24 protein-coding genes and 3 pseudogenes are annotated in these 22743 nt (G+C 71.0%); 12 read left to right on the plus strand and 15 right to left on the minus strand.

Annotated elements, in window-relative coordinates:
• Positions 1-35 precede the first annotated feature (35 nt).
• Positions 36-388: pseudogene (locus tag GLX30_RS27845) on the plus strand (cell division protein FtsK); the annotation flags it as partial.
• A 110-nt stretch (positions 389-498) separates the two neighbouring features.
• On the opposite strand, the gene GLX30_RS34445 reads toward GLX30_RS27845, so the two are convergent.
• Both GLX30_RS34445 and GLX30_RS27850 read right to left on the minus strand, forming a co-directional pair.
• Complete coding sequence (locus tag GLX30_RS34445; protein WP_167306774.1) at positions 499-729, minus strand: hypothetical protein; 231 nt, start codon at positions 727-729, stop codon at positions 499-501.
• A 66-nt stretch (positions 730-795) separates the two neighbouring features.
• Positions 796-975 carry a hypothetical protein gene (locus GLX30_RS27850; RefSeq protein WP_159693424.1) on the minus strand — a complete coding sequence of 60 codons (180 nt, stop codon included), beginning with the start codon at positions 973-975 and terminating at the stop codon, positions 796-798.
• A gap of 26 nt (positions 976-1001) precedes the next feature.
• Between GLX30_RS27850 and GLX30_RS27855 the strand changes: the two are divergent.
• The 4 genes and pseudogenes from GLX30_RS27855 to GLX30_RS27870 form a co-directional block, all read left to right on the plus strand.
• A pseudogene (locus tag GLX30_RS27855) lies at positions 1002-1160 on the plus strand (site-specific integrase); the annotation flags it as partial.
• A gap of 581 nt (positions 1161-1741) precedes the next feature.
• Positions 1742-2368 (plus strand): annotated as a pseudogene (locus GLX30_RS27860) (membrane-associated oxidoreductase); the annotation flags it as partial.
• A 213-nt stretch (positions 2369-2581) separates the two neighbouring features.
• Positions 2582-3415: a class II glutamine amidotransferase gene (locus GLX30_RS27865; protein WP_159693426.1), complete on the plus strand. Its 834-nt coding sequence runs from the start codon at positions 2582-2584 to the stop codon at positions 3413-3415.
• Positions 3416-3491: 76 nt separating this feature from the next.
• A complete protein-coding gene (locus tag GLX30_RS27870; protein WP_159693428.1) occupies positions 3492-3860 on the plus strand; it encodes an amphi-Trp domain-containing protein in 369 nt (122 codons plus the stop codon).
• Positions 3861-3958: 98 nt separating this feature from the next.
• On the opposite strand, the gene GLX30_RS27875 is transcribed toward GLX30_RS27870, so the two are convergent.
• Both GLX30_RS27875 and GLX30_RS27880 read right to left on the minus strand, forming a co-directional pair.
• On the minus strand, positions 3959-5572 hold the full coding sequence (locus tag GLX30_RS27875; protein ID WP_159693430.1) for an MFS transporter: 1614 nt from the start codon (positions 5570-5572) through the stop codon (positions 3959-3961).
• A 123-nt stretch (positions 5573-5695) separates the two neighbouring features.
• Positions 5696-6334, minus strand: coding sequence for a hypothetical protein (locus GLX30_RS27880; RefSeq protein ID WP_159693432.1), 639 nt, complete (start codon positions 6332-6334; stop codon positions 5696-5698).
• 317 nt (positions 6335-6651) lie between these two features.
• Between GLX30_RS27880 and GLX30_RS27885 the strand changes: the two genes are divergently transcribed.
• Positions 6652-7017 carry a VOC family protein gene (locus GLX30_RS27885; protein WP_159693434.1) on the plus strand — a complete coding sequence of 122 codons (366 nt, stop codon included), beginning with the start codon at positions 6652-6654 and terminating at the stop codon, positions 7015-7017.
• A gap of 94 nt (positions 7018-7111) precedes the next feature.
• Here GLX30_RS27885 and GLX30_RS27890 read toward each other — a convergent pair whose 3' ends face one another.
• Complete coding sequence (locus GLX30_RS27890; RefSeq protein WP_159693436.1) at positions 7112-7798, minus strand: response regulator; 687 nt, start codon at positions 7796-7798, stop codon at positions 7112-7114.
• A gap of 122 nt (positions 7799-7920) precedes the next feature.
• Between GLX30_RS27890 and GLX30_RS27895 the strand changes: the two genes are divergently transcribed.
• Genes GLX30_RS27895 through GLX30_RS27905 form a run of 3 tightly spaced genes read left to right on the plus strand, consistent with a single transcriptional unit; the run spans position 7921 to position 10924 of the window.
• On the plus strand, positions 7921-8904 hold the full coding sequence (locus tag GLX30_RS27895) for a tripartite tricarboxylate transporter substrate binding protein (protein WP_159693438.1): 984 nt from the start codon (positions 7921-7923) through the stop codon (positions 8902-8904).
• The gene (locus GLX30_RS27900) at positions 8901-9431 is read left to right on the plus strand and encodes a tripartite tricarboxylate transporter TctB family protein (protein WP_159693440.1); all 531 of its coding nucleotides are present in this window, start codon (positions 8901-8903) and stop codon (positions 9429-9431) included. Before GLX30_RS27895 ends, GLX30_RS27900 begins: the two co-directional genes overlap by 4 nt.
• Positions 9431-10924 carry a tripartite tricarboxylate transporter permease gene (locus GLX30_RS27905; RefSeq protein WP_159693442.1) on the plus strand — a complete coding sequence of 498 codons (1494 nt, stop codon included), beginning with the start codon at positions 9431-9433 and terminating at the stop codon, positions 10922-10924. The genes GLX30_RS27900 and GLX30_RS27905 overlap by 1 nt, the downstream gene beginning before the upstream one ends.
• A gap of 73 nt (positions 10925-10997) precedes the next feature.
• Here the strand turns inward: GLX30_RS27905 and GLX30_RS27910 are convergent, their stop codons facing one another.
• Together GLX30_RS27910 and GLX30_RS27915 are read right to left on the minus strand one after the other, a co-directional pair.
• Positions 10998-11486 (minus strand): DUF402 domain-containing protein, encoded by a 489-nt coding sequence (locus tag GLX30_RS27910; RefSeq protein WP_159693444.1) that lies wholly within the window; start codon positions 11484-11486, stop codon positions 10998-11000.
• Positions 11467-12387, minus strand: a complete 921-nt coding sequence (locus tag GLX30_RS27915; RefSeq protein WP_159693446.1) for a GNAT family N-acetyltransferase — start codon at positions 12385-12387, stop codon at positions 11467-11469. Before GLX30_RS27915 ends, GLX30_RS27910 begins: the two co-directional genes overlap by 20 nt.
• A gap of 68 nt (positions 12388-12455) precedes the next feature.
• On the opposite strand from GLX30_RS27915, the gene GLX30_RS27920 reads away from it, so the two are divergent.
• Positions 12456-12830 (plus strand): GntR family transcriptional regulator, encoded by a 375-nt coding sequence (locus GLX30_RS27920; RefSeq protein ID WP_159693448.1) that lies wholly within the window; start codon positions 12456-12458, stop codon positions 12828-12830.
• Positions 12831-12908: 78 nt separating this feature from the next.
• Here GLX30_RS27920 and GLX30_RS27925 read toward each other — a convergent pair whose 3' ends face one another.
• From GLX30_RS27925 to GLX30_RS27940, 4 genes are all read right to left on the minus strand, one after another.
• Positions 12909-14003 (minus strand): DUF5925 domain-containing protein, encoded by a 1095-nt coding sequence (locus GLX30_RS27925; protein WP_159693450.1) that lies wholly within the window; start codon positions 14001-14003, stop codon positions 12909-12911.
• Between the two features lie 69 nt (positions 14004-14072).
• Positions 14073-14870: a polysaccharide deacetylase family protein gene (locus GLX30_RS27930; RefSeq protein WP_159695290.1), complete on the minus strand. Its 798-nt coding sequence runs from the start codon at positions 14868-14870 to the stop codon at positions 14073-14075.
• A 20-nt stretch (positions 14871-14890) separates the two neighbouring features.
• Positions 14891-15904 (minus strand): glycosyltransferase family 2 protein, encoded by a 1014-nt coding sequence (locus GLX30_RS27935; RefSeq protein ID WP_159693452.1) that lies wholly within the window; start codon positions 15902-15904, stop codon positions 14891-14893.
• Positions 15901-16734, minus strand: a complete 834-nt coding sequence (locus GLX30_RS27940; RefSeq protein ID WP_159693454.1) for a glycosyltransferase family 2 protein — start codon at positions 16732-16734, stop codon at positions 15901-15903. Before GLX30_RS27940 ends, GLX30_RS27935 begins: the two co-directional genes overlap by 4 nt.
• Positions 16735-17226: 492 nt before the next feature.
• Here GLX30_RS27940 and GLX30_RS27945 point away from each other — a divergent pair, with 492 nt between their 5' ends.
• Entirely contained in the window at positions 17227-18036 is an 810-nt protein-coding gene (locus GLX30_RS27945) for an SGNH/GDSL hydrolase family protein (RefSeq protein ID WP_159693456.1), read from the plus strand.
• Between the two features lie 94 nt (positions 18037-18130).
• Here the strand turns inward: GLX30_RS27945 and GLX30_RS27950 are convergent, their stop codons facing one another.
• A complete protein-coding gene (locus GLX30_RS27950; protein ID WP_159693458.1) occupies positions 18131-19135 on the minus strand; it encodes a serine/threonine-protein kinase in 1005 nt (334 codons plus the stop codon).
• 284 nt (positions 19136-19419) lie between these two features.
• On the opposite strand from GLX30_RS27950, the gene GLX30_RS27955 reads away from it, so the two are divergent.
• On the plus strand, positions 19420-19683 hold the full coding sequence (locus tag GLX30_RS27955; RefSeq protein ID WP_159693460.1) for a hypothetical protein: 264 nt from the start codon (positions 19420-19422) through the stop codon (positions 19681-19683).
• Between the two features lie 61 nt (positions 19684-19744).
• On the opposite strand, the gene GLX30_RS27960 is transcribed toward GLX30_RS27955, so the two are convergent.
• Genes GLX30_RS27960 through GLX30_RS27970 form a run of 3 tightly spaced genes read right to left on the minus strand, consistent with a single transcriptional unit; the run spans position 19745 to position 22730 of the window.
• Positions 19745-20953 (minus strand): CaiB/BaiF CoA-transferase family protein, encoded by a 1209-nt coding sequence (locus GLX30_RS27960; RefSeq protein WP_159693462.1) that lies wholly within the window; start codon positions 20951-20953, stop codon positions 19745-19747.
• Positions 20954-21012: 59 nt separating this feature from the next.
• The gene (locus GLX30_RS27965; RefSeq protein WP_159693464.1) at positions 21013-21789 is read right to left on the minus strand and encodes an ABC transporter permease; all 777 of its coding nucleotides are present in this window, start codon (positions 21787-21789) and stop codon (positions 21013-21015) included.
• Positions 21786-22730, minus strand: coding sequence for an ATP-binding cassette domain-containing protein (locus GLX30_RS27970; protein ID WP_159693466.1), 945 nt, complete (start codon positions 22728-22730; stop codon positions 21786-21788). Before GLX30_RS27970 ends, GLX30_RS27965 begins: the two co-directional genes overlap by 4 nt.
• Positions 22731-22743: the final 13 nt, after the last annotated feature.

Here is a 22743-nt window from a genome sequence, read left to right on the forward strand (position 1 = left end):
GGGTGGGCTGACTGACCATGCTGGGTCAGCTCCCACCTGCGTTCCTGTACGCGTTCGCGGCGGGCGGCGTGCTGCTGCTCGGTGTCGCTGGGCAGCAGCCCGACGCGCCGGTCGTGGGTCCGGCGGTGCTGAAGACGGAGGTGCAGAAGCTCACCGGCTCGATCGTGCTGCGCGGTCTGGACTCGATCGGTACGCGAAGGTGTCCGCCGCCATCAAGAAGGGCGGCGACATGAGCGGGCTGCGCTTCACCAGCGAGATCGTGCGAGACGGGCCCGGTTACCGGGCCGATCTCGATCTCCCCTACGGCGTCACGCCGGAGGGCGTCATGGAGGCCCGCAAACCTCTCGCGTTCGGCCTGCGACGCAAGGTCGGCTGCGTGTGGCCCTCGAGCTCGCCAACGCCGTCATCAGCGCCATCCCGAACGTCTAGGAGCCCCGCCCGGCCTACCAACTGGCCGCGCCACCAGGGCCGGACGGGGCGGCTGCGCCGAGCGCCGTATCAGTTCTGGTCGGAAGAGTTGTTCTTCTTGCCGTCGGCGCGGGTGTTGGCGTTGTTGTTTTCGGTGGTGGTCGGGTCGCTGTTGACGTTCGAGTTCAGCAGCGAGATGTTGTCGAGGAGCCCGAGGTTGTTGAGGGTGCCGTCAACGATCCCTGCGTGCGCAGGTACGACAGCGATAGCGAGCGTGCCGACAGTGAGAGCGGCAGTGGTGAGAATGTTTCGCTTCTTCATGCGTTGATCAACGGTCGCCATTGCCCCAAGGTCACCCGACCAAAAGAGCGATGGTGCCGCAAGGACTCACGCGGGCGGGCCAGGCACGCGTTGCGCAAGGCGCACCATCATCTCGTCGGCCGCCAGCGCTTCCTCACCGCCCCCGCCGGCGACGGGCTGGAGCAGGCGCAGCACGGCGTGCGCCTCCCTCACGGTGAGCAGCGGTTCCCGGTCGCCGGGTGCGTCGAGCAGGTCGGCGAGATCCATGCCCGACCAACCGGCACCACAGGCCCGACCACGGCATTCCCTTGGAGGTCATCGCGCGGGTCGTGGGACACAGCGGTACCCGCACGACCGAAGCGGTCTACCGGAAGCAGATCCGTCCCGTCATCACTCAGGGCGCTGAGGCCATGGACGCGATCTTCGGTGAAGCGGACGCGGCGGAGACGTGACGCGAACGGGGAGCCGCTGAGACACAGTGGCTCCCCGAATGGCTCCCAGCTAGCTCCCTGGATCCATTCTTCGCATCACTGAGCTGCGGCGATGAAGCGCACAGCCCGTCAGGCGGCTTGCGGTGAGGCCAAGAGGGGGCTCAGGAAGCCAGGTGCTCGCGCTCGCCTGACCACTGGGGTCGCGGTCGGCCGTCCGCGGCAGCCCAGGCGGAGCCGCCTCATGTCGTCGGGGGTGGCACCCCATGTGGCTCCCCGCGTGCCGCGCGGTACCTCGATGCGAACCATCGGCGGTGCCGTCGCGGAGGTCTGCCCAGCCGGCTCGGCACGCCCCCGGGGCGGCCACGCCCTGCGGGACACCGGCACCCGGAGCTGATCGCCGCCGCAGGAGGTGTGTCCCTCACTCGCCGCGGACCCGGAAGGATGCTCAGTGGCTGCATGACCGGAGCCAACCGGCCTGTCACAGCCCGGAGCTTCGTCTCCATGCCGGTTCGCAGCCGATGAGGCGCAGGAAGGATGTCGGACGGCATGGCCTGCTCCGTACGGTAGTTGACAGCCCGAACGCAGCACGTCAGAGTCCCGGCGTGAACGACACCCACGATCTGACGCCGGCAGAGGTACGCATATGGCGCGCCTTTCCGCGCGGCGAGTCCGTGGACTTCCGCGCCGCCGAGGAAGAGGATCCGGCGCTCGGCAACACCTGGGGCGCGGAGCGGACCGTACGGGCGTGTGTGCTGCGGACGCTGCTGCTCAAGGCTCCGCAGGAGGAGGGGGAGATCACCGCGCTCAAGATCACGGGGGCGCGGATCACCGGCGTGCTGGACCTCAGGTACGCCACGATCGACGCTGCCATCCGGCTGCGCCAGTGCCACTTCGACGGCGTTCCCGACCTGTACGGTGCCCAGCTGCGCCAGCTCAGTCCGAGGAAATCCGTGCTGCCGGGCCTGGCCTCGGCGACCTTGCGGGTCGAGGGGGTGCTGCGGATGACGGACTGCCTCATGCGGGGGCCGGTGCGGCTCGGTGGGGCGCAGATCTCCGGGGCGCTGTTCATGGAGCGGGCGGAGTTCACGGCGCCGGACGACTCCGAGCCGGTGCTGCGGCTCAACCAGGCCACGATCGGGGACGACTTGTGGGCGCCGGAGATGCGTGCGCACGGACAAGTACGGCTCACAGGTGCCTCCGTCGCCGGGCGGATCAACGTTCAGGACGCCGAGTTCGACAAGCCCGGTGGCACCGCCCTGGACGCGCACTGAGCTGCGGTGAGGAACGCACAGCCCGCCGGGCTGCTCGCGCCCGGCCCCGGCCGCCTGGCGGCGGCCGGGGAGGGGGGCGAGAATGAAAAGGCCGGACGAAGATCCGTACGCCGCCCGCGGAGGGCGGCAGAGAATGGCGAGTTGTCCCCGGGGCGCTCGAGGTGATCACGTATGTGCCGATGGCTCGCGTATTCGGGAACACCCATGCTGCTCGACACCATCCTGTACAAACCGGCCCACTCGCTGATCGACCAGAGCCTGCATTCCAAGCTCGGCGTGGAGACCACGAACGGCGATGGGTTCGGTGTCGGCTGGTACACGGAGGACAACAGCACTCCGGCGCTCCTCAGGGACATCGGCCCCGCCTGGAACAACCGCAACCTGCGGGAGATGGCGGACCACGTCCGCTCCCCGCTGTTCTTCGCCCATATCCGGGCGTCGACCGGAACGGCGGTGCAGCAATCGAACTGTCACCCGTTCCGGCGCGGCCCCTGGATGTTCATGCACAACGGAGCCGTCGCCGGCTTCCACCTCATGCGCCGTGACCTCACCATGCTCATCGATCCCGCGCTGTACGCCGACCTCGAAGGGACGACGGACTCCGAGGTGATGTTCTACCTGGCACTCACCTTCGGCCTGGAGCAGGACCCGCCCGCCGCCGTGGCAAAGATGGCAGGGGTCGTGGAGCGCACCGCCCGCGACCATGGGGTGGAGTTCCCGCTCCAGATGACGCTCGCCATCACCGACGGCGAACGCGTCTGGGCCTTCCGCTACTCCAGCGAGAACGCTTCCCGGTCGCTGTTCTACAGCAGCCGGGTCGACGCACTGCGCAGGCTCCACCCCGATCTCGCGTTCCTCGAGGACATCTCCGAGGAGACCCGCCTCATCGTGTCCGAGCCCCTCGGCGACCTGCCCGGCGCCTGGAACGAGGTACCGGAGAGCAGCTACGGCGTCGTGCAACCTGGCGCTGACGAGTTGCATCCCTTCGCCCCGGCCCCCGCATGACGCGACTGCTCCGTACCAGCGCTTTCAGGTGACGCCGCGGCGTTGCACACCGTTTCTGCCGGATCGGAGACGAGCCATGAAGGACCTCAAGTACGAACAGAAGGGCTCGCTGTCACGCCTCGAAGCCGCTGATCAGCTCATGGCGATCGCGGCCGCGCTGAGGCAAGGAGGGGACGCCGAACTGGTACTCGGCCCGGGCAGGCTGAGCCTGCGGATCCCCGACGAACTTCAGAGCGAGACGGAGATCGAGGTCGGTGACGGGGAGATCGAGCTGGAGATCGAGTTCAAGTGGCCGACCGCACCGGCCAGGACAGCGCCGTCGCAGGCGGGGGCAGCGGCAGAGAGGGCCGCCAAGAGCCGGAAGAGCGCACCCGCCAAGCCTGGGCGGAGCAGCACCGGAACCGGCGGCAAGAACACGAAGCGGGCCGCCGGAAAGGCGCCGTGAGCCGCACCATCGCCCTCGGGCGCCGCCACCGATCCATCCACATGCAAGAGCTGCGGTTCAGAAGGCCGCAGGGACGAATCCTGCCGAGCTGCCTGCGGTCAGGCATTGGCGGAGCGGGGCTGGGTCGTCGGGATCCGGTGGGTGAAGAACAGCGCCAGGAGGGCGGTGAGCGCGAGGATGGCGAGTGCAGCGCGCAGGCCGTCGATCCTGGCGGCGGCGTTCGCATCGAGCGCGTCCCGGGTCACCTCCGAGCTCGTACCCGCTTCATCGAGGGCGGTTTTCAGCTGAGCGTCCGACATGAAGGGCGCGCCGCTCTGGAGCGCGACGGCCGCCTGGCTCTTGACGTCGGCAGGGACCGCTGGATTCTGCTCGACGCTGGTCAGGAACGAGGAGGTGAGCGCGGCGATCATGATCGACCCGGCGAGTGCCGTACCGATCGAGGCGCCGAGGTTGGTGACGGCGTTCTGGACGCCGCCGACCTCTGCGCTCTGTGCCTCCGGTACTGCCGACACGGTGACCGATCCGAGCTGGGACGCCAGCGCGCCCATGCCGAGCCCGATCAACAGGAGCGGGACGGTGACGATCTCCGCCCCGGCGTCCGCGTCGAGCGCGGCCATGAGGATCACCGCGCCCGCGAGCATCGCGAGGACCCCGAGCCGCACCACCCGTCGTGGTGAGACGTTCGGGAGGTAGCGGGGGATCAGGACGGCGGCCGCCAGCAGTGTCAGTGAGAGCGGCAGGATCCGGGCGCCGGTCGTGAGCGCGGACAGGCCCAGGGCGACCGACAGGTAGAGCGGTACGACGAAGAACACGCCCATCTGCACGAGGTACTGGAAGAAGAACATCGTCAGCCCGCCGGTGAGCTGCTTGTTGTGCAGCAGGTCCGGGTCGATGAGTGGCTCTCTGCGCTGTTCCACGAGGCGGGCCTCCCAGCGGAGGAAGAGCCAGATCAGAAGCAGGCCGGCCAGCATCAGCCACACGACCGGCGAAATCCCGAGCAAGGAAGGTGCGTCGGGTTTCGGCCGGAACCAGCCCCATTCGCTGGAGCGCAGCACGCCGTAGACGAAGGTCCCGAGTCCGAGGGCGGAAAGCACGGCGCCGATCAGATCGATGCGCGGGCGTTCGCCGATCGGTGCGTCAGCGATGCGGCGGGCGAGCAGCAGGATGCCGAGCACGATCACCACCTCACCGGCGAAGACCCACCGCCAGGAGAAGTACGTCGTCGCGACGCCCCCGATGAGCGGCCCGAGCGCGATCGCCACCGCTCCTGCGGCTGCGACGAGTCCGTAGGCGGCGGGGCGGCGTTCAGCGGCGAAGTTGCCGGCCACGAGTGCCACGATCGCGGGAAGGATGAGCGCCGCTCCGATTCCCTCGAGGAACGACCAGCCGAACAGCAGCACGGGCAGGTTCGGTGCGAGCGACGTGATGAGGGAGCCGCAGCCGTAGACGCCGCAGCCGATCATGAACGCGCGTTTGCGGCCGATCAGCGCCCCGACCTTGCCACCGGGGATCATGAACATCGCCATCACCAGGGTGTAGGCCGTGATGGCGCCCTGGATGCCCGTCACCGTGGTGCCCACGTCGTCGGCCACCGTCGCGATCGAGACATTCATGACGGAGCTGTCGAGCGCCATGAGGAACTGACCGGTCGCGAGCGTCAGCAGGACGAGTCGTGCTGACGAACTCTTCGCGGTACCTGCCTCGGGAGCCATGGGCGAATTGTCCCAGCCTGCCCGGAGGGGGATCCGCGACCCGCCATGGTGATCAGCCGGTTGGCGGGCGTGAGGTCGGTGGAGTCCAGGGCCCGGTCGGTCGGCCCAGCGGTCCGGCCCGGCTCAGCCGCTCGTCCCCACCTCGTTGTTCGGCGCGCCGTCACCGGCCGGCGGGAGGTCGCCGCGTTCGACCGGCTCACCGGCGTCGTCCCGCGTGGGAGGCAGTACGGCATCGAGCTCGGCGTCGTTCGCGGCGTGCGCCGCCTCGGCCGCCTTGCGGAGGGTGGCGCGGTCCACGGTCGCGGTGTCGGCGTCGAGCCGCACCAGCCTGCCGTCCACCTCGGTCGCGTACTCGTGCCGCGTGCCGCTCGTGCGGTACCAACTCCCGCCGTCCGCAACGCACTCGACAGCGCCGTCCGTGCCGCCGCTGCCGACACCGAGCGGGGTCTTCGGGCAGAGCGCCGCGTCCATGGAGCCCTTGTCGACACCGAGACGTATCTGCGCGCCCGTCCCCTGTTCGACGTACGTCGCCGAGAACCCGTCCGCGCCGAGCACGCCCACGGACTGCTTGGCCACCTCGTAGCCCGGCACCTCGGTGACGTAGACGTTCTCGATCGCCACTTGGGCGGCACGCGCGCGTGCCTCCAATTCGGCCCGGTCGGCTCCGGCTCCGGCGGTTTCGCTGCCGCAGGCGACCAGCGCAAGGGTCGCCACGGCGGTGACGGGCACAAGGGGGCGCGGCAGCCGCGCGGCAGGCTTCATGCGGTCATGGTCCCGCAGGGCGATCCCCGCTCCGGGCGTATGTGTCCTGATCGTTGCCGCCAAGAGAAGGCCCACCCGTCCAGTAGCTTGAGTCTCCGGTCGCGCGCCGTGCGGAACGTCATCGCCTCGTCGGCGGTTGCAGCCGTTTTCGGCCGTTCCGGCCGTCCGAGCCGTTCCAGCAGGTCGGCGAGGCCGGGTTCCTGCCGGCTGGTCCGTCGCGCCACGTCGCCCGGAGGACGGCGCCCGGCCGGATGCGGCCGCCGGATGCCCGCCGTACGGTGGGACCGCACCGGGTTCCACCGACGTCGGGAGAGGGCATGGCCGGGGAGATCTCGTTCTTCGAACTGGGCGTCGCGGACTCCGAGCAGGCCCGGACCTTCTACGCCGGGCTGTTCGGCTGGACCTTCGAGGCCGGGACGACGGAGGGCGGCGGCTACTCGATCCGCACCCCCGGTGTCCCCGGCGGAGTGCACGGAGGTGACTCCGGAGCCGCCCCGTACATCTTCTTCCGCGTCGACGACATGCAGACGGCCGTCGCCCGCGTACGCGAGCTCGGCGGGTCGGTCGACGACATCGGTGTCGGCGGCGACGAGGACACGGTCGCCCGCTTCGGCCGTTTCCAGCTGTGCCACGACGACCAGGGCTCACCCTTCGGCCTCCACCAGCCGCCGGCCGGCACCTGACCTGCTCCTTCGCCCGGCGGAACCCGCGGAACCCGCAGAACCCGCGGAACCCGCAGAACCCGCGGAACCCGCAGAACGCGCGGCGCCCCCCGCCTCAGCCGATGCGGCGGTAGCGGCGCTCCGGGCGGCCCGTACCGCCGTAGCGGAGCGTCACCTCGGCCCGGCCCGTCTCCGCGAAGTACTCCAGGTACCGCCGCGCGCTCACCCGTGACAGGGAACCCGCCGCCGCGCACTCGGAGGCCGAGAGATCGCCCGGGTGCTCCCGCAGGATGCGCTCCACCAGCTCCGCAGTGTGCGGGGCGAGGCCCTTGGGCAGCTCGCGGGAGCCGGGCGGACGGGTGCCGAAGATCTGGTCCACATCCTCCTGGCGCGCCTCGTCCAGCCGGTCGAGGCGTGAGCGGAGCGCCGCCACATGCCGGAGCTGCTCATGCAGCGCGGCCTGGTTGAAGGGCTTGATCAGGTAGTGCAGCGCGCCCGCGCGCAGCGCGGAGCGGACCACCGCCGCGTCCCGTGCGGCCGTGATGAACAAGGCGTCGGCGCTCGGCCGGTCCGGATCACGCTCCTCCGCCGCCCGCAGCTCCCGCAGCACCGTGATGCCGTCCATGTCGGGCAGGTAGATGTCGAGCAGCACGAGGTCGGGCCGCAGCCGCTCCGCGGCGCGCAGCGCCTCGCCGCCGCTGTGGGCCACCCCGGCGACCGTGAAGCCCTCCGCCTGGGACACATAGCGGCTGTGCAGCTTCGCGACCATGAAGTCGTCGTCCACCACCAGCACCTTTGTCACGCCGACACGCTAAGCCGCGACCACAAGGACCACAACGTCCGTTGATTCCGGAAGAGAGACAGCTTCTTAACGCGCAGGCAACATGTGGGCCACTTCACACATCTACGACGAGAGGCGATCCCGTGCGACTGCGCACCCCCATTGCCCTGCTCGGGGCGGCACTGCTGGTGCTCGTGGGGCCGCCGCTGCTCACCTCGGGCAGCGGCGCAGAAACCGGTACCCAGATCCCCGGTCTGCGGTTCATGGTTCCCAACACCCCCGGCGGCGGCTACGACATCACCGCCCGCACGGCCGCCAAGAACGCCGAGGACGCAGGGCTCACCCACAACATCGAGGTCTTCAACCTGCCCGGCGCGGGCGGCACCGTCGGCCTGACCCGGCTCGTCGGCGAGCACGGCAACGGCAAGCTGGCCATGTCCATGGGCCTCGGCGTCGTCGGCGCCGTACACACCAACAAGTCGCCGAAGACCCTGGCCGACACCACACCGATCGCCCGGCTCACGGAGGAGCAGGACATCGTGGTGGTCGCCAAGGACTCCCCGTACAAGAACATCGGCCAGCTGATCGACGCGTGGAAGAAGAGCCCCGGCAAGCTTCCGGTCGGCGGCGGCTCTTCGCCCGGCGGGCCGGACCACCTCGCGCCCATGCTGATGGCGCAGGCCGCCGGGATAGCGCCCAAGTCCGTCAACTACATCCCCTTCGACGGCGGCGGTGAGCTGCTCGCCTCCATCCTCGGCAACAAGGTCGCCTTCGGGGTCTCCGGCGTCGGCGAGTACCTCGACCAGATCAAGTCGGGCGAGCTGCGGCTGCTGGCCGTGACCGGGCCGAAGCGTGTCCCCGGTCTGGACGCGCCCACCCTGCGCGAGGCCGGGCTCGACACCGAGTTCACCAACTGGCGCGGCATCGTGGCCCCGCCGGGCCTCACCGACGGCGAGCGCGACAAGCTCATCGGGCTGGTCACGAAGCTGCACGGATCGAAGCAGTGGCAGGACTCCATGAGGAAGAACGGCTGGGACGACGCCTTCCTCACCGGCGACAAGTTCGGCGAATTCCTCGACGAGCAGGACGACAGCGTCGACCAGGTGCTGAAGGAGCTGGGGCTGTGAACTCGACCAGGTCCACGACCCGGACCCCGGACAGGCGTGCCTGGCTGCGGGAACACTCCGAACTCGGTGTCGGCGCGCTGCTCCTCGTCATCGGCGTCCTCGTCCTCACCGACGCGCTCACCATGGACGTCGACATCGCCCAGCGCGGGCCCGTCGGACCCACGACCGTGCCGATCGCCGTCGGTGTCGGCCTGCTGGTCGTCGCCGTCCTCCTCGCCGTCGACGTGCTGAGAGGCGGCCGGGGCGAGGCGGAGGGCGGCGAGGACATCGACCTCTCCGAGCCGAGCGACTGGCGGACCGTGCTGCTGCTCGCCGGTGTCTTCCTCGCGAACGCGGTCCTCATCGGGCCGCTCGGCTTCCCGCTCTCCGGGGCGCTGCTCTTCTGGGGCTCCGCCTACGCGCTCGGCAGCCGGCGCATCGACCGCGATCCTCTGATCGCGGCCGTCCTCTCCGTCGTCACCTACTTCGTCTTCAACAACCTGCTCGGCGTCCCGCTGCCCGGCGGCCCGCTGATGGGAGTGCTCTGATGGATTCCCTGAACTCCCTTCTCGACGGCTTCGGGACGGCGCTCACCCCGATCAACCTGCTGTGGGCGGCGATAGGCGTCCTGCTGGGCACGGCCATCGGCGTGCTGCCCGGCATCGGCCCCGCCATGGCGGTCGCGCTCCTGCTGCCGGTGACGTACGGGCTGGAGCCGACCGGCGCGTTCATCATGTTCGCCGGCATCTACTACGGAGCCATGTTCGGCGGCTCCACGACATCGATCCTGCTCAACACGCCCGGAGAGAGCGCGGCGGTCGTCGCCGCGATCGAGGGCAACCCGATGGCCAAGGCCGGGCGCGGCGCACAGGCGCTGGCGGCCGCGGCGGGCGGCCACTTCGCCGGTGGCATGATCGGCACCGTCCTGCTGGTCGCCCTCGCACCGACCGTCGCGGAGCTCGCTGTCGACATCGGCGCGCCCGACTACTTCGCCATCATGGTGCTGGCGTTCATCGCGGTCACCTCGGTCCTCGGCTCGTCGAGGATCCGCGGCCTCGCCTCCCTGCTCATCGGTCTCACCCTCGGCCTCGTCGGCCTCGACCAGATGACCGGTCAGCAGCGCCTCACGTTCGGCTCCCTCCAGCTCGCCGACGGCATCGACGTCGTCATCGTCGCGGTCGGTCTCTTCGCCATCGGCGAGGCGCTGTGGGTCGCCGCCCATCTGCGGCGCAACAGCGGAGACGCCATCCCGGTCGGCAGGCCGTGGCTGGCGAAGTCCGATGTGAAGCGCACGTGGAAGCCGTGGCTGCGCGGACCCGTCATCGGTTTCCCGTTCGGCGCGATCCCGGCGGGCGGTGCGGAGATCCCCACCTTCCTGTCGTACGTCACGGAGAAGCGGCTCTCCAAGCACAAGGACGAGTTCGGCAAGGGCGCCATCGAGGGCGTGGCCGGTCCGGAGTCCGCGGCCTCCGCCTCCGCGGCGGGCACGCTCGTCTCCATGCTCACGCTCGGCCTGCCCACGACCGCGGTCGCGGCGGTCATGCTGGCTGCCTTCCAGCAGTACGGCATCCAGCCCGGACCGCTGCTCTTCGAACGGGAACCGGACCTGGTGTGGGGCCTGATCGCCTCGCTGTTCGTCGGCATGGTGCTGCTGCTCGCGCTGAACCTGCCGCTCGCGCCGCTCTGGGCGAAGCTGCTGCGCATCCCGCGCCCGTACCTGTACGCCGGCATCCTGTTCTTCGCGGCGGTGGGCGCGTACGCCGTCGGCGGTGAGGCCATCGACCTGGTGATCCTGCTGATCATCGGTCTCATCGGCTTCGGTATGCGCCGCTACGGGCTCCCCGTGCTGCCCGCCGTCATCGGTGTGATCCTCGGCCCGGCGGCCGAGCAGCAGCTGCGGCGCGCGCTCCAGATCAGCGACGGCAGCATCGTCGGGCTCGTCGACACACCGTTCTCGGTGACGGTCTACGCCGTGATCGTGGTGCTGCTGGCCTGGCCGTGGCTGAGGAAGCTGTTCGTCAGGAACCGATCGGCCGCCTAGACGCCGAGCGGTACCACGGGAACACATGAGGACACGAGGGGCGGGCCACGGTCGTGGCCCGCCCCTCACCGTGTCACCGGTCCAGCACCTGCGTGAGGCTGCCGGCCCGGGCCCGCTGTTCCAGCTCGTCGAGGGCCCGCACCGCCTCGGCCGCCGCCTTCGGGTCGCGGTCGCGGAGACCGCTCTCCTCGAACTCGTCCTCGTCCAGCCGGATGATCTCCGTGCCGTCCGCGGACACCCAGAGGTCCAGATCCAGGTCCTCGACGCTCAGCCCGCCGGCCTCGTCGAGCTCGGCGGGCCGAGTGATGTCGCAGTACCAGCCCTTGAGCACGCCGTCGTCCGTGCGGACCTCTTTCACCGAGTACCAGCGGTCCCGCCAGTAGTGCTCGGTGAACACATCGCCCGGCTCGAAGCGTACGAAGCCGAAGTCACGCACCCCGGGAGCCGCCCACAGGGCCCGGACCGTGACATGAGTACCGTCGTCGGAGAGCAGGTCCGCCGGGTAGCGGATCTTAGTCGCCCCTGCCTTGATCAGCCGTACCTCAATCGAGGACGCGGACATGGCGGACCTCCGACGCGCAGATCTCGTACCCGAACCACTTGTTGATCGCGAGCATGGGGCCGTTCTCGCCGTCGTTGCTCGTGAACGCGTCGGTGTAGCCCGCCGCACGGGCGCGGCGCAGCGAGTCGGTCTTGGCGAGCTTGGCGTACCCCTTGCCGCGGTGGGCGCGCATGGTGCCCGTCATGCCGGACAGGTAGCGGGTGCCGCCGTCCGTCATGGCGGCCGTGTACGCGGCTACCTTGCCGTCGACCATCACGACGGAGCTCAGCCGCCGGTCGAGCAGCGGGTGGTTCCAGGTGTGACTCAGCCAGTCCTCGTAGTCGTCGAAATCGGTGGGGATGTCGCTCGGCTCGTCCCACGTGGCCTCCGCGTCCGCCTCGAACATCGGCCGCGGGTCGGCCTCGAAGTCGGCGGCGGTCCGCAGTTCCAGGCCCGGGGACAGCGCGGGGAGCTCCGGGAGCGGCTTGTTCGCCAGATCGAGGCGCTGGAAGTGTGCTGCGCGGGCCGGCCGGTAGCCGCGCTTCTCGGCGAACGCGAGGTTACGCGGTTCCTTCAGCACCCACGCGAACACCTTCGTCGCACCCTCCGCCCCGAGATGCTCCTCCGCGACGCGCAGCAGCAGCCCGCCCGCGCCGTGGCCCTGATGGTCGGGATGGACGTGCGGGGTGACGAAGGCGTGCCCCGGCTCGGCCGCGTCGTACGCGATGCCGACATGGGCCGTGCCGATCGGCTCGCCGTCCCTCTCGGCGACCAACAGCCGGTACTTCTTCGCCGGGTTGGCGTTCTCGACATCGAAGAGGACAGACTTCGGCGTCATCACCTCGAACGGCAGCGACGCGCGACGCACCCGTGTCACGGCTTCGGCGTCCTCCGGGCGGAAATCACGGACGATCACAGTCATGGGCAGGCACGGTACGCGCCGAAGGGGACGATCGCCCGGGAATTTCCGGGCGGTGCGAGAATCGGCCGGTGACCTTGAACATCACCATCGACGCCGACGCGCCGGACGCGCCCTACGAGCAACTGCGCGCGCAGATCTCCGAACAGGCGCGTTCGGGCGTGCTGCCTGTGGGCCACCGACTGCCGACCGTCCGCGGGCTCGCGGAGGAACTGGGGCTCGCGGCCAACACCGTGGCGAAGGCGTACCGGGCGCTGGAGGGGGACGGCGTCATCGAGACGCGCGGCCGCAACGGCACGTTCGTCGCGGCGGCGGGCGACGCGGCGGAGCGGCGGGCGGCGGCGGCCGCGACGCAGTACGCGGTGGAGGCACGCCGCCTCGGGCTGAGCCGGGCGGCGGCGGTGGAGGCGGTGGAGGCGGCGCTGCGGGTGGCGTACGAGGGGTGACGTCCGCCCACCGCGGGCGGGCGGCGCCCGCAGATGGCTTGTCCCCCACCCCGCCCCTTGCCGAACCGGGCAAGCCCCTCAGAGGTAGAGGCCGGCGTCCGGGCCGGGCGTCTGGGAGGGGACCGACGCCGGCGTCGTCCCGCGGCGGAGCGCGTACAGCTCCGCCAGCGTCGCGCCCTCCCGGTTGACGCCCGTGTCCGTGCCCAGCCAGGCCACCGACTCCTCGCGGGTCAGCGGGCCGACCTCGATGCGGGCCAGGCAGCGGCCGGGGCGGACGACCGCCGGGTGGAGGCGTTCCAGGTCCTCGTTGGTGGTGACGCCCACCAGGACGTTGCGGCCCTGCCCCAGCAGACCGTCCGTCAGGTTGAGCAGGCGCGACAGGGCCTGGCCCGCCGTGTGCCGTGCCTCGCCGCGGATCAGCTCGTCGCAGTCCTCCAGCAGGAGCAGCCGCCAGCGTCCCTTCGAAGTGCCCTCGTCCTCGCCGATCGCGATGTCCATCAGATAGCCGACGTCGTTGAACAGCCGCTCCGGGTCCAGGACGCAGTCGACCTGGCACCAGTCGCGCCAGGAGCGCGCCAGGGTCCGCAGCGCGGACGTCTTGCCCGTGCCGGGCGGGCCGTGGAGCAGCAGCAGCCGGCCCGCGATGTCGTCGGGGGTGACCTTCATCAGCCGGTCCATCGCGTCGGCGACGGGCGCGGTGTAGTTCGCCCGGACCTCTTCCCATGTGCCGGCCGCGATCTGCCGTGTCGTGCGGTGCGGGCCCCGCCGCGGCGAGACGTACCAGAAGCCCATGGTCACGTTCTCCGGCTGCGGCTCCGGTTCGTCGGCCACTCCGTCGGTGGCCTCCTTGAGGGTCTTCTCCGCGAGGTCGGAGCTGACCGCGGTGACGGTGACGTCCGCGCCGCGGTTCCAGCGGGAGACCAGCAACGTCCAGCCGTCGCCCTCGGCGAGCGTGGCGCTGCGGTCGTCGTCGCGCGCCGAGCGCAGCACCGTCGCCCCGGACGGCAGCATCGTCGCGCCGGGCTTGACGCGGTCGATCGAGGAGCTGAACGAGTACGGCTGCTCGCCCGTCGCGAAGCGACCGAGGAACAGCGCGTCGATGACGTCAGAGGGTGAATCACTGTCGTCGACGTTGAGCCGGATCGGCAGCGCGTCCTGAGGGTTGGCAGACATGGCGCCCATGATCCGGCACGGCCCCGGCCGCCGCACGGTGTTTTGCCCGGTGCGGCGACATGGACCCGTTCAGTGGCTCCCTGCGCCGGAGGTCGTGAGCGCGTTCAGGTGCTTGGCGGCCCGGCGGACCCGGCGCACGACGGCGTAGCCCTTGGTGAGGGCCCGGTCCTTCGCGAAGTTCCGCAGGAGGGCGCGCCCTTCGACGAGCCGTTCGAACTCCGTCGGCCCGGTGCTGCGCCGTACGGTCAGCCGCCTCAGCGCGTACGGCCCCTGGTGCCGCGCCGCCAGGGCGTTGCCGACGGCGAGGGACTGGGCGAATCCGGCCGCGCGGACGGCGCCGCGCACCCGCCGGTCGGAGTAGCCGTAGGGGTAGGCGAACGAGACGGGCGCGGTTCCCAGTTCCTGGGCGATGACGTCCCGGCAGTGGGCCGTCTCGTGAGCGAGACGCTCCCCGTCGAGTTGGTCCAGCTGGGGGTGGGTGTGGGAGTGGCCGCCGATCTCCGTCCCCGCCGCGGCCAGTTCCCGCACCTGGTCCCGGTCGAGCATGGTGTCCGGCGCGCCGCCCTCGTCGTGCTCTCCCCGCAGCCACCCGGTGGAGACGAACACGGTGGCCGTGAAGCCGTGTGCGGCGAGGACGGGGAGGGCGTGCCGGTGTACGCCCTCGTAGCCGTCGTCGAACGTGATCAGCACCGGCCGGCCGGGCAGCGGCCGGCGTCCGTCCGAACGCCAGGCGTCGCCGAGTTCGGCGGTGGTGACGGGGGTGAAGCCGCGTTCCGCCAGCATTCGCATCTGCTGTGCGAAGGACCGGGGCGAGACGGAGAGGCCGTAGGCCGCGGGGGCGGGCCGCTCCCCGACGGCGTGGTACATCAGGACGGGCACAGGCGCGTTCACCGCGCGGCCTCCGACGGTGCCGTGTTCGCGATCGGCCCCGACGAGAACGCCGCGCCGCCCCTGCCGGCCCGCACGCCGCCGACCACGTACCCGGCCGCGGCCGCCACGACTCCCGCGACGATCGCGCCCGCCCGGCCCGCGCCGCCGCGCCGGCCGAGGGCCGCGTCGCGCAGCCCGCGGACGACACCGGCCGGCAGGACCCGGGTGGTGTAACGGCGTTCCGACTCGAGCCCTTTGCCCGCCCCGACGCTACGGGCGACGAGCGCCTTGGACATGCCCTCCGCGTAGCTGCGGCCGCCGAAGTAGCGGAACTGCTCACGCACGGCGGGGACCCGGTGGTGGATGACCGCGCGGTCGTCGATCAGCAGCACCGCGTCCGGCAGCGCCCGGGTGAGCCTGATGCACAACTCGGTCTCCTCGCACCCCAGAGGCCGCCGGTCGCCGTCCCGCCCGATGCCGGTGGCGAAGCCGCCGCAGGCGTCGAACGCGGCGCGCCGGAAGGAGGCGTTGCCACCGAGGACGTTGCGGACCCGGACCTTCCCCGGCGGCAGGCCCCGGTAGGTGCAGCCGACGACCCAGTCGAATTCCTGCGGGAACCACGCGGGTCTGCGGCCGGACGCCCACGCGGGCAGCGTGCGCCCGCCGACGGCCATGACCCGCTCGTCGTCGTAGCCCTCGGCGAAGTACCGCAGCCAGTCCGGCTCGGCCACGGCGTCGTCGTCGAGGAAGGCGACGAAGTGGCCGAGGGACGCGGCGATCCCGGTGTTGCGGCCCGACGACAGGCCGCGGGGGCCCGCGTTGGCGAGCACCCGCACCTCCCGTTCCCCTTCGTACCGGTCGCGAAGCCGCCGGAGCAGCGCCGGGTTGTGGTCGACGACGAGCAGCGTCTCGAGGGGCGGCAGCGTCTGCCGTCGGACCGAGGCGACCGCCGCGAGGATGTCCTCCCAGCGGTCCTCGGTGTACGCGCAGATCACCACGGAGAAGTCGGGTGCCTCGGCCTTCGGGCTCACGACACCCCTCCCCGGGCGGTCGTGACGCCGATGGCCGCGGGCCGGCGGCGCGCGGCACGCCGTACGCCCTTCTCCTTGAGGATCACCCTCAGGACCCGCAGTCCGTCCCGCACGGCGCGCAGGTTGCTGACGCCGTGGATGCGGAGGTACTCGTGGCTCGGGACCTCTTGGACCCGCAGTCCGGCCTTGACCACGCGTATGTTCATCAGGGTCTCGATCTCGAAGCCGGTGCAGTCCAGGGCGATCTCGTCGAGGCAGTGCTTCCAGAAGGCGTTGTAGCCGTAGCACAGGTCGGTGTAGCGGGCGCCGAACTTGGCGTTGACGGCCGCGCACAGGACCCGGTTGCCCAGTTTGCGTATCCCGGTCATGTCGTCCGTGCCGCCGCCGTTGGCGAAGCGGGAGCCCTTGGCGAAGTCGGCGCCGGAGACCAGGGCGGAGACGTAGGAGACGATCTCCTGCCCGTCGGCGGAGCCGTCGGCGTCGACCATCACGACGATGTCGCCGGTGCAGGCGGCGAATCCGCTGATGAGGGCGTCGCCCTTGCCTGTGCCGAGCTGCTGGACGACCTTGACCCCGGGCCACAGGTCGCGTGCCACCTCGACGGTGCCGTCGGTGGAGTTCCCGTCGACGAGCACCACTTCGTGGATCCAGTCGGGCAGCGTCTTGAACACGTACGGAAGGTTCTCCGCCTCGTTCATCGCGGGAATCACCACGCTCACGGGCGGGGTGATGGCCAGGTGCGACGAGATGGGCCGGTATCTGACCGACGGGCGGGCGAGTTCGTTCACCGGATCTTGCCCCGGGGCTGCCGGATGCAGGACTGAGCTCATGGCCTTCGTTCCCTCTCTCCACCGGTGGACCGCCCTCCCCAGGGCGGTCCGGATGAGTGTCCGGTTCGAAAGGGGGGTGTTCTGCTCGTCGGCCCATGGCGAAGCGCCGCTCCGTGCTGGGTCGGTCGAGCCGGCATCACTGGCCGAGCGGTCCACGGCGCGTCATGGACGCGAGCGTGGAACCGGCACGGCACCCCCCTGCCGCAACACCCGTCCGGTGTCCATCGCGGTGCCGTTGCCCTCCCCTGAGCCGCTTGCGTGATGGACCGGTGCGGGTGGATGTACGACGGTATTGATGATTGGGACTGTATGACAAGACCGCGTCAGTGAGGCCGGTTTTCATCTTTTTTGACAGTGAATCAGCCGTCCGGTGCGGTGCTGTCCCAACCGCACCACTGACTCGTCAGTAACAATTCTTGGCATGGACACTTCCGGTGAACTCTGTCCCCTGGTACGAAAGTTGAGGCAGAAATCCTGCTATAGGGAGGTTCCATGAAACTGTCCCGAGCCGCGGCATTCTCATCCTCACTCCTCCTCGGCGCCGTTCTCGCTCTCACCGGAGCGGGTCAGGCGCAGGCCGACTCGACCACCCAGTCCCTGGACTACGTGGCCCTCGGCGACTCCTACTCCTCCGGCGTGGGAGCCGGCAGCTACGACAGCGCGAGCGGCAACTGCAAGCGCAGCACTCGAGCCTTCCCCAAGCTCTGGGCCAACGCGAACTCACCCTCGTCGTTCGCCTTCACGGCTTGCTCGGGCGCCCGTACGGGTGATGTCACGGCGAGTCAGCTCGGTCCCCTCAACTCGTCCACCGATCTCGTCTCCCTCACCGTCGGCGGCAATGACGCGGGCTTCGCCGACGTCATGACCACCTGCGTCCTGCAGTCCGAGTCCACCTGCCTGAACCGGATCGCACAGGCCAAGGCGTACGTCGACTCGACGCTGCCTGGAAAGCTCGACCAGGTGTACTCGGCGATCAGCGCCAAGGCCCCGGCGGCGCGGGTCGTCGTCCTCGGCTATCCCCGCTTCTACAAGTTGGGCGGCAGCTGCCTCGCCGGCCTCAGCGAGAACGAGCGGTCCGCCATCAACGGCGCCGCCGACCACCTCAACACGGCGATCGCCAAGCGCGCGGCCGACCACGGCTACGGCTTCGCAAGCGTCGTGGGGACGTTCACCGGCCATGAGATCTGCTCCGGTTCCGCCTGGCTGCACAGCGTCAACTGGCTGAACATCGGAGAGTCGTACCACCCGACCGCAGCCGGCCAGTCCGGCGGCTATCTGCCCGTGTTCGCCTCCAACGCCTGACGGCTTCCCGGCCTTTTGTCGGCAGCCCGGTCACGGCAGGCGCGCGGCTTCCACCGCGGGCCTGCCGTGGTCCTGCGGCACAGGCGCCTCGGTCTCAATCGCCCCCGGCCACCAGCCAGACGAGGGCGACGACGAAGAGCAGCAGCAGAGCCACACCCACGGCCAGGACCGTCGTGGCCCGTTTCGAGTCGTCGCTCCGCTCCGCGGCCGCGGTGGGCACGGCCGGCGGCCGCCCGGGAGCCGGCTCGGCCTCCGGCTCGGACCGCGGCCCGGTCTCCGGTGCGGACGTGGCCGCCGACACCGGCGCATCCGTACGCACACCACCGCCCGCGCTCGCCAGCCGCAACCGGTGCTCGGCCTCCGCGGCCTCGAGCCGCTCCGCCGGATTGCGGTGCAGCAGTTCCGTGACGACCGCGCTCAGCGTGTCCGTCCCGCCCGTCTCCGCCCGCTCGCCGTGGCCGTGGTCCGCGCCGAACGCGGACCGCCCCTCCGTCGCCGCGTGCAGCATCGCCCCGAGCGACCACAGGTCCGACTCCGGGCCCGGGTCGCGGCCCGCCAGTACCTCGGGGGCGCCGAACCTGGGGGAGTCACGGGCCGTCAGGGCGCCGAACCCGGTGACCATCACCCGGCCGTCATTGGCGATCAGCACGTTCGACGGCTGCACGTCCAGGTGCAGCACACCCGCGGCGTGCGCCGCCCGCAGGGCCGCCAGCACCTCCGCCCCGACATGGGCGGCACGGCGCGGCGACAGCGGCCCCTCGGCGTCGAGAACGTCGGCCAGGGACAGTCCGCGCACCAGTTCCCTCACGATCCACGGCCGGCCGTCCTCCGCCGCCACGTCATGGACGGCGACCACATTGCGGTGCGAGACCCGGCCGGCGGCGCGGGCCGCGTTCTCCAGGTGCTCGTACAGATCCCGGACGTCGCCGGCTCCGAGCGAGGCCGGCGGCTTGACCTCTCCGACCGCGACCTGGCGGCCGAGGACCTCGTCGCGGGCCAGCCACACGACTCCCGTGGCGTCCTCGTCGAGCGGGCTCAGCAGGTGGTAGCGGCCGGCGACCAGCCGCACCGCCCCGGGCGTCCCGGGCGCGTCGCTCATGGTGGGCCCCCTGTCCGCGGCCCCGAGCCGCAAGCCGGTGGAAATCACTTCAAGCTAACTCAACTCCAGGCGTTTCAAGAGTCATTGATTGGTCATCAGTACGAACGAAGGCCGGAAGTCGCACGCACGCTGTCCAACTCGCCCTGGAATCAGCCGTATTCGGAGAGTAGTTGTCAACCCGCGTACGGGTGTGGTGAATCATGCGGGCGGGATACACGGGTGTCCCGACGGGGAGATAGGGTTAACCTGCCCGGGCCGGGTGCCTCGTACGGGTGGGGAGTGACATGGAACAGATAACAGTGCGCAGCAGGCCGCGCGTGCCTGCCATCACATGCGGGAGCGGTGCGACGAGTTCGCGTCTCGACCGGCACCTCTCGGTGCTCGGCGGGCCGGCCGTCCCGCAGGTCGAGGCGGCAGAGGCGACGCTGCTGATGCGTGAACTGACCTCGCGCGACGTGACGCGCAGCCGCAGGAGCAAGAGTGCGCGAGTGTCGCTCTTCGCGCCGCTGCGCAGGCTCCGTCGTTCACTGTTCGGCAGCCGCGGCTGACCCGACCCCCGGCCGTACCACCCACGGCTCCCACGCGTCGGGACGACCGCGCCCACCCCGCTCAGGCGACCACACCGTCCCGGCGCAGCAGCGCTGCCGCCTCATCCGTCATCCCCAGGCCCCGCAGCAGCGCGTCCGTGTGCTCACCCAGACCGGGAATCGCCCCCGTCCGAGCCGGCTCCCCGCCCGGCAGCGTGATCGGGGGCAGCATCGCCTTCAGCGGCCCCACCGGTGAGGCGACCTCGCGCCACCGGTCCCGCGCCTCGAGCTGCGGATGGGCCGCCACGTCCGCCATGCTGTTCAGCCGTGCGCAGGCGATCCCCGCAGCCTCCAGCCGTTCCACCGCGTCCGCCGTGGCCAGTCCCGCCAGGGCCTTGGCCACCGCCGCGTCCGTCCGGTCACGGTTCGCCGTGCGTGCCCTGTTGGTCGCGAAGTCGGGATCGAGGGCCAGTTCCGGCCGGCCCAGGACCTGTTCGGCGAGCCGCCGCCACTCGCGGTCGTTCTGCACCGACAGCAGCACCTGACCGCCGTCGGCGGTGGGGTAGGCGTCGTACGGGGAGATGACGGCGTGCGCGAGCCCCGTGCGGGCCGGTGGCTCGCCGCCGTGCATCCCGTGATGCAGCGGATGCCCCATCCACTCGGCGAGCGCCTCCAGCATGGAGATCTCGACGACACCGCCGCGGCCGGTCGTCCCCCTGCGCAACAGGGCGGCGAGCACGCCCGAGAACGCGTACATGGCCGCGGCGATGTCGGCCGCCGGTACACCCGCCTTCACCGGCTCCTCCGCCGTCCCGGTCACCGACACCAGCCCGGCCTCGCACTGCACGAGCATGTCGTAGGCCCGCTTGTGCGCGTACGGGCCGCCGGAGCCGTAGCCGGAGATGTCGACGGCGACCAGCCTCGGATGCGCCTCGCACAGCGCGGCGGCGTCCAGTCCGAGCCGGGCCGCCGCGCCCTGCGCGAGGTTCTGCACGAACACGTCGGCGTCGGCGACCAGCCGGTGCACGATGTCGAGGCCGCGCGGATCCTTCAGGTCGACCGCGATGGACTCCTTGCCCCGGTTGCACCACACGAAGTGCGAGGCCAGACCGCGGGCCGCGGTGTCGTAACCGCGGGCGAAGTCCCCGCCGTCCGGCCGCTCGACCTTGATCACCCGGGCGCCGAGGTCGGCTAGCTGGCGGGTCGCGAACGGGGCGGAGACGGCTTGTTCGACGGCGACGACGGTGATGCCGTCGAGGGGGAGGGGCAGGGGCGGCGGCTGTGGGCTCATGACAGCCGTGCATATCGTGTAGGTGGCACCTTTGTCACCACCACCAGGCGGGGGTGGGTTCAGGACCGCGCGTAGCGCCGTACCGCGAGCGGTACGCAGACCGCCAGCAGTACCAGTGACCAGCACACCGCTCCGGCGACCGGATGGGCCACCGGCCAGGCCGCGTCCGCCGACGGGGCCGCGTTGCCGAAGAGGTCCCGCACCGCGGCGGTGACCGCGGAGACGGGATTCCACTCCGCGACCGTACGAAGTGCGCCCGGCAGCCCGTCGGTCGGCAGGTACGCGTTCGACAGAAGCGGCAGCATGAAGGTCGCGCCGCCCAGCTGGCCCGCCGCCTCCTCGCTGCGCGAGGCGAGGCCGAGGAGGATGCCGGCCCAGGTCGCGGCGAAGCGGAAGAGCAGCAGGATCCCGAACCCGCCCAGGGCGTCGAGGGCGCCGCCCTCGATCCGCCAGCCCATCGCGAGGCCGACGAGCAGCAGCGGCACCAGGCCGGCCGCCGCAGCCACGAGATCCGCGGCCGCCTGGCCGAGCGGGACCGCGCCGCGGCTCATGGGCAGGGAGCGGAAACGGTCCATGACGCCGCGGTGCGAGTCCTGGGCGGCGGTGAACATCCCGGTCATGATGCCGTTCGCGGCGGTCGCCACGAGCATGCCGGGGACCAGGAAAGCCCGGTAGTCCGCGCCCGGCATGGCCATCGCGCTGCCGAAGACGTAGCCGAAGAAGAGCAGGAAGACGATCGGCATCGTCTGTGTCATGACCGGGATGGCCGGGGCGTGCTTCATGCGCAGCAGGTGGCGGCCGAGGACGGCCGTGCTGTCGAGGACGACGGTGCTCATGCGGCCGCCTCCATCGCCGGTCGGCCGGTGAGGCGCAGGAACACCTCGTCGAGGGTGGGTGGGCGCAGCCCGGCGTCCAGGACCGCGACCCCTGCCGCGTCGAGCTCCCGCACGAGCCGGGGCAGGGTGAGCGTCGAGTCGGTGGTGACGGCCCCGGCGGACCGGCGTTCCGCGTCGAGGACCGGCTCGGAGCCGGTCAGCTGGTCGAGGACGGCCGCCGCGGCCGGCAGCGAGGCCCGGTCGAGGACGACCACCTCCGCGTAGTTGCCGATGAGCGCCTTGAGTTCGGCGGGGGTGCCGTTGTGGGTGGCGCGGCCGCCGTCGATCAGTACGACGTCGTCGGCGAGCCGGTCGGCCTCCTCGAGGTACTGGGTGGTCAGCAGCACGGTCGTGCCCTCTTCGGTCAGTTGCCGCACCGCGTCCCAGATCTCGTTCCTGCTGTGCGGGTCGAGACCGGTGGTCGGCTCGTCCAGGAACAGCACCTCGGGGCGCGTGATCAGACCGGCCGCCAGGTCGAGGCGGCGGCGCATGCCGCCCGAGTAGGTACGGGCGGGCCTGTCGGCGGCCTCCGTCAGCCCGAACCGCTCCAGCAGCTCGGCGGCCCGGGTGCGGGGCGCGCGCAGCAGCCTGGCGAACAGCCGCAGGTTCTCCGCCCCTGTCAGGTCGCCGTCGACCGAGGCGTACTGCCCGACGACGCCGATGCGGCGGCGTACGGCGGCGGGATCACGCCGCAGGTCGCGCCCGGCGACCGTGGCGCTCCCGGCGTCGGGCCTGGTCAGTGTCGTCAGGATCCGTACGGCGGTCGTCTTTCCGGCCCCGTTGGGGCCGAGCACCGCGCAGACCGTGCCCCGGACGACGGCGAGATCGAGGCCGCGGAGGGCGTGGACGTCGCCGAACCGCTTCTCGAGACCTTCACTAAGTACAGCGTACGTAGTTGTCATGGGTCGACCGTAC

Source organism: Streptomyces sp. Tu 2975 (genome assembly GCF_009832925.1).
Classification (GTDB): domain Bacteria; phylum Actinomycetota; class Actinomycetes; order Streptomycetales; family Streptomycetaceae; genus Streptomyces.